The following is a 13,000-nucleotide window of genomic DNA, read 5'->3' as shown; positions in this document are numbered from 1 at the left end:
AACCTAGCGCATGCGTAGTGCATCAGGTAGTTGCTGTGTAACTAGGTCGTATCAAAGGCACTTTTTTACGGCAAAGCTGCTTGTTTGGGTGCGTTGATGACTTCGGCCACGTTGAGTAGCAGCATGGGCGGGTACAGCTCTAGAGTTTGTGCTGTTTGCATGTTTACGAGTAGTGAAAAACGTTGCAATGTGGATGCTGGAATGTCCCGCGCAGTTTTTTCTCCACTGAGGATTTGCTTGGTCATGGACGCAGCAAAACGACCAACGTTCAGATCGTTGGAGAAGAGTCCAAACAGACACCCAGACTTCCGGACAATGCTTTCTGTGGTGCAAAAGGTGGGAAGTTTGTGGTGCATGGCAGCCTGTGTGACCGCATCGCGGTGCGTGAATGCCAGAAACGTGATGGGCCCCACGTAAAGCAAATCTATTTTTTGAACGACTAATTCGGCTACTTTGGGAGCAATGTCTGCAGGGCTAGGGCCTCCATTTTTTTCGGGCAAGCTAGCCTCGATGACATCAAACCCATGGCTGGGTGCGATGCTTTGTAGGCGTTTCAAAATAATGGCTGAATTGGGCTCAGATGGATTGTGTAGATAACCAATGCGTTTGAAAGGCCGGTAGGACAGCATGGCATTGATCTGAACCGGCAAGGGGGCTACATGGCTGACCCCGGTCAAATTTCGGAAACCGTTTTCCAAAGAAGGTAAGAGGCCTGAAGCAACTGGGTCCGTCACTTCTGTGAACACAATGGGAATGTGGTCCAGGTTGTTTTTGGTGTGAGGGGCATCATGACGCCCTGCCAGCGCGAGGGTGGTGGGAGTACCCCACGCATAAATTAAATCTGGCTGTGTGGCGAGTACTTGTTCGCGCAAACGCTCTGCAGAGAGCCCGGTCTCATTTCGAACGTAGGCATAGCGCAAACTAAGGTCTGTACGCGCTAAATAGCTTTTATAGCCAGACTCTGTCGCTTGGTCGTCGTGCGGCATCACCATGGTGATGGTGAATACTTTTTTGGAAGCGTACGTTATTGTGGGCAATACAGTGCCTGCCAACAATGCTTTGGTCAGTTTGCGGCGTAAGTGAGATGTGCTTGTTTTCATGGCGCGAAACCTGCTTTGATGGTGGATGCATGCTGGCGCTTTAAACGCACATACATGCTGAATGTGGCAATGAGCAAAAAGATGCTCAGACTGGTAATGGCACCTGCATAGCCCCACGCAGTGATGGCTCCTGCAATCAAAAATGGGGCAGCAACGCTGCCAGCGCGCTCAAGCAGGCGAAATGCTGCCAATGCTTGCTCCGGTGTGGCTACCCTCAGAGGATTGTCTTCAAAGGCTTCTGTGATGAGCGCAACCTGGGCGGATGACTGCATGGCTTGGCCTAAACCGAGCAGTGCACTGCATAGTGCCAGTCCCCATACGCCTTCCATAAAAATCACACTGATGCATGCCAAAGCGCATGTGAAACCTCCTGCCACGATGATGGACTGTCGATTCCCGGTCTGATCGGACCATTTCGCGCAAGCTCCAACAGAAAGCGCAAAAACAAGAAAGTACAGCAGCAAAATTCGGCCGGTGACAGCGCTCGCTGTATGGAGGTGACTGGCATAAAGGGGGATCAGAATAGACAGAATCCCAACTGCAGCCAGACGAGCAGGCAAAGCGGCACCGAGAATTATGCTCATCGCACGAGGCTCTTGCCATATATCGCGGTAGGCCTGCCATAAATAGCTTTGTTTTTTGGTCGCAGTTGTTGGATCGCCAGGAAGGCTGCGGACTTTCCAGATCGCAGCGATCGCCGCGCACATGCAGGCGGCACATCCCAGGAAGGCTATCTGCGGCCCTGCTTGGGCTGCGATCATTCCTCCGAAAGGCGGCCCTACGATGCCCGCCGCCACAATAGCTGCTGACACACTGGTCATGCCTTGTGCGCGTTGTTCGCGAGAGGTGGTTCGAACAATCGCTGTTTGAGCAAGAATAAGAGCGAGCCCGTAGGCCATTCCTGCTCCAGCCCGCCAAGCAATCAATGCTGCAATCGATTCTGAAGTGGCGCTCAGAGCCAGCATGCATGTGCTGATCAATGCTGCAGCGATCATTAATTTGCGTAAATCGAATCGACCTGCCAGCGCGGGTCCCACTGGCTGCGCTATGGCCAAGGTCAGCATGAAGGCCGCGACAGGCAGTCCCGCGCTGAGGCTGCTGTTCAGTTGACTATCGAGCTGCGATGCAAAAACAGTGAGAAATGGGCGTAGTAACTCTTCCGAGAGAGCCACTAGAAAAATAAAGAAACGAATTCTTGAAAGATTACGGCTCTTTTCTCTGGCATCGGCAGCACGGGAACTCCAATCGCCATTGGATGTCTTGATTTCCCATAGTTTTTTCCATCTTCCACGTGAAATTTCGTAAACCAAAAAAGTCGAAATAACCACGGCCAAAACGAGGTCCACCAGGATGCTTGAAAGCTGCTGATCTACAAAGTCATCGGGATAGTTGAGTGCAACGAAATAGCCGGAGTGAGCGCTGTTTGTGACGACTTCTTGGGGGGCGGGTTGGTAGCCAGGATGCCCCACTTGGATCGATGAAATTTCTGGGGCCTTGAGTTGGGCCTGTTCAAGCCAGGGTTGAACGCCCATGAGTTGCAGGTAGGGGATGCCTGCATCTAGCGCGCGTGAAAGCTCATTGGCGAGTCTGCTTCCTAGGCTCTCTGCATTGCTTTTTATTTGCTCGAACACCAGAGGTTTGGCCTCTTCTCTGGCGTTCCATAAAACGGTGATGGGTGTTATGGAAAAGCATATCAAGCAGCATGCCGTTACCAGATATCTCCATTTCCGAAGATGGCGCATTTCCGCAGGGCTGAGATGTTCACGGAGAGTCCATGCCAAAAAAACAATGCAGGCCAGAATGAATGGCCAGGTTTTGGTGAGAACTTTCAGTCCCAATACGCGTGCTTGTTGCTGGGCGTAGCTGTAGTCAAAAGCCATCATTAACGAGCCGGATTGCAGGCCAGCAGCGTCTTCAATGGGCTGGTAAATCCAGGCCTTGGTTCCTTCTCGAAGTACAGAAATATCGCTGGGATAGCTTGCCGTTTTTTCAGTTTTTAAAAGCTGCGATGGAACCTGTGTAGAGCCGATTTCCACTAAGGGCTGATGGTGTGCAGCTAAAACTTGTATGCCAGTGATTGCTTTTTCGCTCTTGAAAAGTCCGTGGAGTTGTTGCTCCAGTGGCATCTGATCTTCAAGGGCGATGCCAAGGCGAATGCCTTGCTCTGCAGAGTGGTGGATGTTTGTCGCTGTACGCAGACTTTGCTGAAGAGCTAAATCGGACAGCATTTGCTCTACCCGCCAGGTAATTAACAGCAAAGAAATCCCGAACAACAGCATCGTTGCAACGGAAGCCAGTGGGAATGCATGTCGCCATATGCGAGATCCATGGATGTTCATGCTTGTACTTGGTGGTGTGAGTGTGGATCTGGAAAACACCGCGCGTTATCGCCGGAGAAATGGAAAAGAATCGATGAACGCATCCCTTTTTGCACAACGGCCGGATTTGGTGCATCCCCAGTTATTTGGTGGTAAGTCCAATTTGAGTTTTCGGAGCTTGGGTTCTCATGATTTCGCTGCCTGGAAAGCGTTGCGTGATCTGGTTATCGGCAATCTCTCGGATCCTGACCATTACGTACGTGAACTGGATGAAGCGTGCTTTTATTCGCAGCATAGCCAGCCACATGGGCATTGCATTGGTGCATTTGCGGGCGAAACCTTGGTGGCATATGCCATGCTCAGAGTTCCAAAGTTGACCGATAAAGACAATTTGGCAAGGGTGGGGCAATTGCAACCAATGCATTGGTGTCGCGCTGCGCATTTGGCCAGTTGTATGGTCCATCCCTCTTGGCGGGGTGATCATTTGCAAGTGCTGCTCTTACGGACAAGGATGGCCTTGGCTTTGGCGTGGGGGAAGCCTTTGTGTCTAGCCATGGTTTCTTTGCGCAATCGTGCAAGTCAGCGCAATTTGTTGCGCCAGGGGATGGCGGTGATCTGGACAGGGTGGATGGATGGTCTTCAGCGGCACATCGTCGCGCTGAATTTGGAATCTCCCTGGCAAGTGTCGACCTCGCATACGGATCAAATCTTGGTTCCTGCAGACGACTTTGGTTGCATGGTGCGGTTAACGCAAAATGGCTATGTCGGTCTGGAGGAGGTGCAATTGCGGGAAGGCTCTGGATTGCGATTTGTGCGGGTGGCTATGTCTTGAGTCCCTCTCCACGCGATTTCTCTCCCAGATATTGCAATGAGACAATCGTGATGTCATCAGCCTGTGCGGCGCCCTTTTCGAAATCTCGGATGTGCGAGAGAAGGTAGCTGGGCAGCTCAGGTGATGAGGGGGCATGCTGTGTCACCGCATCCAGTAATCGTGCCTCGCCAAACAAGGCGTTGGATGTATCCGTTGCCTCGGTTACACCATCGGTATACAAAATAATGCTATCGCCTGGCATCAGTGTGAGTTCACCAGACGAAAACGTTTGCTCCTCCAAGACAGCCAGTGCCATATTCTTTTCTGCCATCAGGTAGGCTGTGCCGTTTTGTTGCTTCAAAAGTGGTGGATTGTGGCCTGCATTCACATAGCGTAGCTTGCCAGTGCTGAGCTGCAGCACTGCATAGAACACCGTCACAAACATCATCTGATCGTTCTCAGCGCACAGCTGGTTATTGAGCTGACTGATGGTTTGGCTTGCGCTCTCTAGATGCATTGCATTGCTTTTGAGCAATGTGCGAGAAATGGCCATAAAGAACGCGGCTGGTACACCTTTGCCAGACACGTCTGCGACGACCACAGCCAATTGGTCTTCATCGATCATGAAATAGTCATAGAAGTCACCGCCAACCTCTTTGGCGGGCAGCATCAGGGCATCGATGTACACCTGATGTGCTTCGGGTGTATGGCGCGGCAGAATGGAAAGCTGCATTTGTCGTGCAATTTCCAGTTCTTGCTGCAAGCTGGCGAGCACCGCTTGCGTTTGCATGGATGCCTGAAGCTCTTTAAGTAATTTGAGCAGTCGATTTTGCTGAGTGCTAACAAGTCCGGACATGCGGCCCAATACGCCAGCCAGTTTTGCCAAGGTGTTTTCTTGGTGCTGGGTTTCATGGGAGGGCGCAGGGTTTTTGTGAGCCAGGCTCTGCAAGATCTCATCACGGGAAGTGCTGTCCAGGCTGTCCGCTAGTTTTCTCAGCTCTGTGCGGATCAAGCGTTCATGCTGAACTCTCAGGCGCTGTTTTTCCTGTCGCAAAGTCTCCAGCTGAATCAGTTCATTGCGGATGGTGTGCAGGGCATGGAATAACTGCGCTTGCTCATCATCCCCATCACCGTCCAGATGGGTTTCATCGATGTGTGAATGAACGTCGCCTTGAATTAGACGATTCAAGGCCGAAATACCTCTATCAATAGGCTGCAGCTGAACGGCAAGCACTATCAATATGACCAAGAGCAAAGCACATCCTGCGAGCCCAATCATCCAAATATTACGTAGCGATTGCTGCTGGATAGATTGCAGATAAGTCTCCCAACCAAGAGGGCGCCAAACCAAATGCGCAACCAGGTGATGGTTGATGTCAAACAGTGGCAGTTCAATCGAATCTCTTGAGCTTGTGCAAGCACGCTGGGTATTGCCTGTCATGGCATCAGCGCATGATTCGGTCAGCTCCCATGGGCTTTTGAGTGAAAAATCACCACCTATTTTTTCGTGCAATTTTTTTAGCGTTGCCGATGCGGAACGCATGACAAGGTGCATCTGATCAGACTGCTTGAAAAGCATGATCCAGTGAAAACTTTGCGCATCTGTTGCAAAAAAACCGGGCATGGCGTTTGGTTGCAGCAGCCATTCCTGCAGCACATTGGCGGGAATCGGCAATTTGTCATCGACGAGCTCAGATGCCAGGAGCTGCGAGTGTGAGCCTGGAAGTTTCAAGGAGATATGCTGGGTCTCCTCATGGGCGCTGGAGGCGATATTTTTGAGTGTCTCAGTAGAAAATCCTTGCTTCAGCGCTTGCATTTCCCGCTGAGCTTGTTGCTCCCAGATGGATGCCAATTGCACTTGCCAAGATTGGCGGGCAGCAGCTTGAAGCTGTCCATCTTGATGCCAGAGCCAGATCATGCAGGCGGCGCAAATAGACGCAATCGCCAGAACAAGACTGGCATACGAGCGTTGTTTAATTTGCATGGGAAGTTCCTTGACGAGAGGGCTTCAAGGAAAGAATCCAGGAGGCGCCCAGCACAATGGCGCTCAGCGATAAAACAATGGAAGGTGCAAAGAAGTAGCTCATGATTAAGCCCGTGCAAAGGCCTGCGCCAATTGCTACAGGCGTGCGGCTCGCACGAAGTTGGGCATGTGCACCACCAGCGCCAAATGCAAGCATGTAAACCACCAGCATGATGGTGACTTCACTCGGCCAGATAAATGCCAGGGATCCTGCGGTTAGCTGTAGCACTGCGAGACCTAAACGTAAGACCTTATGTGTGCTGGAGCGTAAAAAGTATCCAGAACACCAGCCTGCGATAAGCCAGCATGCATGGTCTGCAGCGTTGTGGTTGACGTTGGTGGTGAGGGCGGCGATGCCCAGGCCGATCGCTATATAAAAAAAACTCACTGCCCAGTAGGTGCTTTTTGGACGTCGGTATTTTGTCGGGCGTATACGTGTCCGCCATGGGCTGGCGTGGCTGTTCCAAAGTAAACATGCCATCAAGCCACAAGCTGCTGGTAGTAGCAGAGCGATCCGCGCAATGTCATCGCTGAACGAGTGCACGGTCAGCATTGCCAATATGGGGCCTAAGCTCGCCAGTGCGTACAGATATGCGCGTTCAACGGGGCGTGACAGTCTTGGTTGCGCGAAGATGAACTTGCGCCGTGCTGCATGGAGCACGGACTGAAATGACTGATAGCTGAGCCCTGCGACCACGCCTGAAATGGTGGCTTGTATAACGACCCCAGCATTGCTTTGCGCAAGTAAAAATGGTGCAAACAGTAAAGCCAAGAATCCTGTGGTCAAGACTTGCATGACAGGCAGCTTGATGTGCTGGCCTAACTTATATGCCAGGAGCAGTGAGACAAAATAGGCGCTTGATGCTTGGATGGATAGGCTGTCAGCACGATCAGCAAGCATCGTTTGCCATATCCAAGGACTGGTACTTGATAGCGCCAGTATCAGGCTTAGCCAAAAGCACTGCTGTTCAATTGCATAGATGCGTTGGCGCTCAAGTCCTGTGCTGAGCGTCAGTCCTTTGGTAGCTTGACCTAGGATGGAGTCCAGCTGTTGACGATGGTGGGCGGATGGCTCCGTTTGTCGGAGTGAGTGCACCAGGCGCTGTAATCGGTCTTTGGCTTCATGCACCGAGCGAACATCTGCAGAGAGCTGCTCCGGGCGAGTGTCATGCGCTGCTGAATGCGGAACAAGCCACGAGTTTTGAAAGATGCCGCTGTGAATATTGCGAGATATGTTGGCGATGACATCTTCGCGCAACCAAGGACGCAATGAATAACTGAGCTTGGCAGCCCAGTAGCTGAGTGCGGTAAGCAATGCCAATAGGCTGACCCAGATCCATAAGTTGTGTGCGAGTAGTTCTCCCGCCTGCTGGGGGTGGATGTAGACATTGACAACGGCGGCTGTTTCGCGATTGTGATGGGCTTGAACAACGGCCGCCGCTTGTACCGACGCATCCTCGGATGGCGCCGAGCGAGAACTCCAGATTGGCAAAGACAGCGGGTCTTGAATGTCAATGGCGACAAGGTCGGCGTGCTGCTGCTGAAGGGCGTCTAGCATGGCATCTACGCCGATCAATTTTGACAGCGGAATGCCTAAGGAAATTGCATGTCCGATTTTCTGCGCAGTGTCGTTGGCAATGGTTTGCCCGCGAACCAGTGCGGCATCTTGATACATCTTCTGCAGTGTCTGCAATTGTTGCTGGTGCAGGATGGTGGCAACCAAGCACAGCATCACCAAGCTGCTGAGCGCCAAGAAAAGCGGTGCGGATCTGCGCGAGTGGGTGGTGCTCATTCTTTTCGCTCCAGGCTGTCTAAGTCATCAAAACCTTGATGAATTTGACGCAGTGCCTTGGCGGTTGCTTGCTGGGTCGCTTGCATGGCGGGGGCGTACTTCTGTTTCTCTTTTCTGGCTTGGATACCTAAAAAAATTACGATCCCAAGTCCAAGCGTTGCACACAGGCCCAAAGAGAGCAGCAGCGAATGGGTGAGTTCCGTGCTGAACAACGAGCTTTGCGTAGTCGTTTCCTGTTGCAAAAAAGCGGGTTTGCTGAAAAAGATATGACCTATTTGTTCAGCATGTGCATTGGTGACAGGGGCGCCAATGAGCCACCAGTCGCCCCATTGAAATTGCCAGCTTGCAGCGCTTGATTGCTCTTGAATGCGGGTAAGAAGCTGCGCGGGTAATTGGCGGCGCAATTCGGCGCGATTCGTGCTGTACATCACGACGCCTTGCTGATCTGCCACGTTGGCACTTTGGAGGCTGGGGTCGGTTTGGAGCGATCGCCCCAGCATGTGTTCAATGCGTGGGTTGTCCTCTAACTCCACGCCCATGGATGTGTCGGTTGCAATGGCTTCTTGAAGGGTCTGTAAGCCCAAGATCAACGCTTGCTGCTGAATGGCAAGTTGTTGCGCCTTCTGCTGTTGTGACATCAATGCCACCATCAAGATCACACCGGCTAAAACCATTGCAAGCCACAGTCCCCCGCGTTCTAGGCCAGCTTTCAAGCATTCATTTTCCGTCGACTTATTTTTTCTTTTAAACATTTTAGAAAATGATATTTTTTGTGTTAATTTAATAAAAGAAGAATGCTTTTGATATGAATTCAAAGAAAATCACAGAGATTTTGAATGGGCATGTGGATGCGCTACCTGGGTTCTTTGAGGGCCTTGAGGAGTGGTGCTTGCAGCGTGGTGTAGCTCCTCAATTGACGATGCAGTTCGTTCTTATGCTGGACGAGCTTTTGACCAATGTTGCTATGCATGCCTATGAAGGTCGTGGAGGCTGGGTCGAAGTGGCTGTTGAAGTGCTTGAGCCCATGGGCTTGCAGGCAAGGATTTGTGACCAAGGCCCCGCTTTTGATCCCACCCAACGATCGCCTGTCGATGTGACAGCCTTGCTTGAGGAACGCCCTATTGGTGGCTTGGGGGTTCATTTCATTCACCAATTGGCGAGCGAATTTGCGTACCAGCGTGTGAATGGCTTGAATGTGGTCACTATCAAAAAGATGTCTGCACAGGCTTAGATGGCAACGCGGCGTGGGGCTAGGCCTCCATCGCTTGCGCACCCGTCGCAAACTCAATTTTTTCCCGCAGCATGGTTCTTGCGCGTGACAGGCGGCTGCGCACGGTGCCGACGGGAACATTTAAATAAGCAGCCGCCTCTTCGTAGCTGAGCTCGTCGAGGGTCACGAGCATCAGGACTTCGCGCATATGCTCTGGCAGCTCAGCCATGGCTTCTTCCAACTGATGAATTTTTTGTGTGAATTCCGCGTTCTCCAGCGGATTCGGGCTTTCCTGGGCAATGTCGGTCAGTGCTTCTTCGCTAAGAAACTCATAGCGTCGATGTGGGGTGCGAGAAAGGTAGTTGCGCACCAAGTTCATGGCAATGCCATACAACCAGGTGGAAAAAGCCGATTGACCGCGAAATGAGGGGTAGGCCTCGTACGCATAGACAAAGGCTTGTTGGGTCAACTCATTGGCATCCTCGTGCGGGCCAATGTATTTGGCAATGAAGCGGTTGAGCTTCACGCTGTGTTCTTTGACGCAATCTTGGAAAACTTGGTTGCGTTCACCCTCGAAATACATGACGTATTCGCTTCGCAGCTGAGGGTCCAGCTTGGATAAGAACGCTGACATCGGTTTTCCTTACAAAGAGCAACAGTCGTATGAGCTTAGGTAAGGAGCAAATGTTTAACAATCACCAATTTCAGTGATTTTGATGTTCCGGTACGCGATGGCTGGCATCTCGTCCCCTTTGTTTTTGGTAAGGGGTTTGGCACATTTTTTTCGGAAAACTGCAGGGCGCGCAGCCCGGTGGAAGGTGTTGCTGCGAGGTGAGTCGGTCGCGTTAATTGCGTTCACGCTTCGCATCTACCCAGCAGTTGGGTAAAAAAAAGCCTGCTACTTTGGAGGTAGCAGGCTTTGCTTCACCAACGTTGGCGATACTTAGCTTTTGATCGCTACTTCGCCGCGCAATGTGTAGGTCATGGCTTCGGTGATCTGCACGTCAACCAGTTGGCCAATCAGACGCTCGTTGCCGGGGAAGTTCACCACGCGGTTGCACTCGGTGCGGCCCATCAGCTCACCGTTGGCGCGCTTGCTGAAGCCTTCGACCAGCAGTTTTTGCACGGTGCCCACGCGCTCGTTGCTGATGTCCTTGATGTTCTGGTTGATCACTGCTTGCAGCTCTTGCAGGCGGCGCAACTTCACATCGTGCGGTGTGTCGTCGTGCAGGTTGGCCGCAGGGGTGCCGGGGCGGGGGCTGAAGATGAAGCTGAAGGAGTTGTCAAAGCGCACATCGTGAATCAGCTTCATCATCTTCTGGAAGTCTTCCTCGGTCTCTCCGGGGAAGCCGACGATGAAGTCCGAGCTCATGGCCAGATCCGGGCGGATGGCGCGCAGCTTGCGGATCGTGCTCTTGTATTCCATGGCCGTATAGCCGCGCTTCATGGCCATCAGAATCTTGTCGCTGCCGTGTTGCACGGGCAGGTGCAGGTGGCTGACCAGCTTGGGCAGCTTGGCATAGGCCTCGATTAGGCGTGATGTGAACTCATTGGGGTGGCTGGTGGTGTAACGGATGCGTTCGATGCCAGGAATCTCCGACACGTATTCCAGCAGCAGCGCAAAGTCACAAATCTCGGCGGTGTCCCCCATCTTGCCTTGGTAGGCATTCACGTTCTGACCCAGCAGCGTTACTTCCTTGACGCCTTGGTCAGCCAAGCCTGCCACTTCGACCAGCACGTCTTCAAATGGGCGGCTGACTTCTTCGCCGCGGGTGTAGGGCACCACGCAGTAGCTGCAGTATTTGGAGCAGCCTTCCATGATGGACACAAAGGCCGATGCGCCTTCCACACGGGCGGGTGGCAGGTGGTCAAACTTCTCAATTTCAGGGAACGAGATATCCACCTGTGGTTTGGCCTTGGCGGCACGGGCGTTCAGCAACTCGGGCAGGCGGTGCAGGGTTTGGGGGCCAAAAACCACGTCGACGAACGGTGCGCGTTTGATGATCTCGTCACCTTCCTGGCTGGCCACACAGCCACCCACGCCAATCAGCACGCCTTTTTCCTTGAGGTGCTTCACGCGACCCAGGTCAGAGAACACTTTCTCTTGCGCTTTTTCGCGCACCGAGCAGGTGTTGAACAGGATCAGGTCGGCCTCGTCCATGTTCTGGGTGGGCTCGTAACCTTGGGCTGCGCCCAGAACATCGGCCATCTTGTCCGAGTCGTACTCGTTCATTTGGCAGCCGAAGGTTTTGATAAATACTTTTTTGCTCATCGTGGTCGCAGCGCAGCGGCCGTAGCGGGCTGCGCGTTCAAGTAAAAACGGCCGCCAGCGTAAGCTGGGCGGGCGTTGAGGGGGTAAAAACAGGAGCGTTCTGCAGCGCAGAAGCAGTGCGCAATGCGCTAGCGTTTGGCCATGAAGCTGGCCAGCTCTTCGGGCGTCAGAATCCAGGCGGTCAGCAGCCACTGGGTGCTGGCTTCCTTGAGGTAGGCCACCTTCAGTTCCTGGCTTTGCACGGTATGGGCAAAGATCAGCTTGTTGTCGGCGCTGAACAGGCGAAAGCCTGGCGCGGTACGGATGGCGGTGCCACCGATGTACGCGTGGGGAATCTGGTCGATGCGCAGCACGCCCAGCTGTACCGAAGCCGGGAAGGTGCGGTGCCCCACCTTGGTGGCGGTGTTCGCGGTTTCCACCGCAGGCAGGGTGGCCTGGGCGGTGCAGGTCAAAGCAGTGGCCAGCAGAGGGGCGGCCATCAAAGTAGAAAGCAAGCAGCGATTCATGGTGTTCATCCAGGGGCTGACAGACCGCAGCATTCTACGTAAGAGTGGCTGGCGCAGCATGCGGCTCAGGTTCTGGAGCCGCCTCAGTCCAGCGACAGGCCGGCGCCAGCTGCATACAACGTGGCTTTGGGTGGGCGGCACAGACCCCAAAAGCGCAAGCCTGTCAGCTCGGCCATATGCACGCCCATGGCGGTTGGGGCGGAGATGGTGGCGAGTGCGCCAATGCCCAGCTTGGCGCATTTGCGCACCAGCTCATGGCTGCCACGGCTGGAGAGTACGACAAAGCCGGGCTGACCCAGCTGCCCAGTGCGTGCCAGGCGGCCCAGCAGCTTGTCGAGCGCGTTGTGGCGCCCAACGTCTTCAATCACATCGTGCACCTGACCATCCAGTGTGGCCCAACCTGCTGCGTGGATGGCCCCGGCTTCAGCGTTCAGGATTTGTTTAGGAGGCAGATTGTCGATGGCCTGGAGTACGGTCGGTAAATCGATCTGAGCGACCCAGTCGCGTGCGGGCAGTGCATCGAACGATAAATCCAGCGCCGCAAAGCTCTCCATGCCACACACACCGCAGCCGGTGCGTCCGCTCATGGAACGGCGGTGGTCTTTCAGGCGCACAAAGCAGCGCGATGAAATTTCCAGCTGCACTTCCATGCCATCCATGCCAGCCGGCAGGCCTGCAGCGGCAGCGGCCACGGGGCGCACCTCCACGCCATAGCAGTCAGCGGCGCTGTCGATGATGCCTTCGCTCAGCGCAAAGCCGATGGCAAAGTCTTCCAGATCCAGCGGTGTGCCCATCATCACAGCATGCGAGATGCCGTTGAACACCAGCGCAATCGGCACTTCACTGGCCAGCACGCGCTGTTCCGCTGTCACGCCGCGCTCGGCGTGGTGAAAGCGCACATCGCGCGGGGTCAGGGCGGGAACGCTGGAGGGTTCAATGGGGCAAGCGCTGGCTTCGGTCATAACTTC

The 13,000-nt window shown here is 53.6% G+C and carries 11 protein-coding genes; 2 read left to right on the top strand and 9 right to left on the bottom strand.

Annotated elements, in window-relative coordinates:
- Positions 1-65: 65 nt before the first annotated feature.
- Both AC27VO_RS09245 and AC27VO_RS09240 read right to left on the bottom strand, forming a co-directional pair.
- Positions 66-1,100 carry an ABC transporter substrate-binding protein gene (locus AC27VO_RS09245; RefSeq protein WP_488666406.1) on the bottom strand — a complete coding sequence of 345 codons (1,035 nt, stop codon included), beginning with the start codon at positions 1,098-1,100 and terminating at the stop codon, positions 66-68.
- A complete protein-coding gene (locus tag AC27VO_RS09240) occupies positions 1,097-3,439 on the bottom strand; it encodes an MFS transporter (protein WP_488666405.1) in 2,343 nt (780 codons plus the stop codon). The genes AC27VO_RS09245 and AC27VO_RS09240 overlap by 4 nt, the downstream gene beginning before the upstream one ends.
- On the opposite strand from AC27VO_RS09240, the gene AC27VO_RS09235 reads away from it, so the two are divergent.
- The gene (locus AC27VO_RS09235; RefSeq protein ID WP_488666404.1) at positions 3,432-4,250 is read left to right on the top strand and encodes a hypothetical protein; all 819 of its coding nucleotides are present in this window, start codon (positions 3,432-3,434) and stop codon (positions 4,248-4,250) included. The two genes, AC27VO_RS09240 and AC27VO_RS09235, sit on opposite strands and share 8 nt — an antisense overlap.
- Here AC27VO_RS09235 and AC27VO_RS09230 read toward each other — a convergent pair.
- From AC27VO_RS09230 to AC27VO_RS09220, 3 genes are read right to left on the bottom strand one after another with little or no spacing between them, the layout of a single operon-like run.
- Positions 4,240-6,213: a PP2C family protein-serine/threonine phosphatase gene (locus AC27VO_RS09230; protein WP_488666403.1), complete on the bottom strand. Its 1,974-nt coding sequence runs from the start codon at positions 6,211-6,213 to the stop codon at positions 4,240-4,242. The genes AC27VO_RS09235 and AC27VO_RS09230 overlap by 11 nt on opposite strands.
- Positions 6,203-8,044, bottom strand: a complete 1,842-nt coding sequence (locus tag AC27VO_RS09225; RefSeq protein ID WP_488666402.1) for a hypothetical protein — start codon at positions 8,042-8,044, stop codon at positions 6,203-6,205. The genes AC27VO_RS09230 and AC27VO_RS09225 overlap by 11 nt, the downstream gene beginning before the upstream one ends.
- Positions 8,041-8,859, bottom strand: coding sequence for a hypothetical protein (locus tag AC27VO_RS09220; RefSeq protein ID WP_488666401.1), 819 nt, complete (start codon positions 8,857-8,859; stop codon positions 8,041-8,043). Before AC27VO_RS09220 ends, AC27VO_RS09225 begins: the two co-directional genes overlap by 4 nt.
- Between AC27VO_RS09220 and AC27VO_RS09215 the strand changes: the two genes are divergently transcribed.
- Complete coding sequence (locus tag AC27VO_RS09215; protein WP_488666400.1) at positions 8,850-9,275, top strand: ATP-binding protein; 426 nt, start codon at positions 8,850-8,852, stop codon at positions 9,273-9,275. The genes AC27VO_RS09220 and AC27VO_RS09215 overlap by 10 nt on opposite strands.
- A 19-nt stretch (positions 9,276-9,294) precedes the next feature.
- Here the strand turns inward: AC27VO_RS09215 and AC27VO_RS09210 are convergent, their stop codons facing one another.
- From AC27VO_RS09210 to fdhD, 4 genes are all read right to left on the bottom strand, one after another.
- Positions 9,295-9,888 carry an RNA polymerase sigma factor gene (locus tag AC27VO_RS09210; protein WP_488666399.1) on the bottom strand — a complete coding sequence of 198 codons (594 nt, stop codon included), beginning with the start codon at positions 9,886-9,888 and terminating at the stop codon, positions 9,295-9,297.
- A gap of 309 nt (positions 9,889-10,197) precedes the next feature.
- The gene (gene miaB / locus AC27VO_RS09205) at positions 10,198-11,526 is read right to left on the bottom strand and encodes a tRNA (N6-isopentenyl adenosine(37)-C2)-methylthiotransferase MiaB (RefSeq protein WP_488666398.1); all 1,329 of its coding nucleotides are present in this window, start codon (positions 11,524-11,526) and stop codon (positions 10,198-10,200) included.
- A gap of 128 nt (positions 11,527-11,654) precedes the next feature.
- Complete coding sequence (locus AC27VO_RS09200) at positions 11,655-12,032, bottom strand: hypothetical protein (protein WP_488666397.1); 378 nt, start codon at positions 12,030-12,032, stop codon at positions 11,655-11,657.
- A gap of 83 nt (positions 12,033-12,115) precedes the next feature.
- Positions 12,116-12,994, bottom strand: coding sequence for a formate dehydrogenase accessory sulfurtransferase FdhD (gene fdhD, locus AC27VO_RS09195; protein WP_488666396.1), 879 nt, complete (start codon positions 12,992-12,994; stop codon positions 12,116-12,118).
- Positions 12,995-13,000: the final 6 nt, after the last annotated feature.

This window comes from Comamonas sp. 14P8.1.4 (assembly GCF_057799285.1).
Note: the sequence above shows the minus strand (reverse complement) of the source record. Positions and strands in the feature narration are given on the sequence as shown.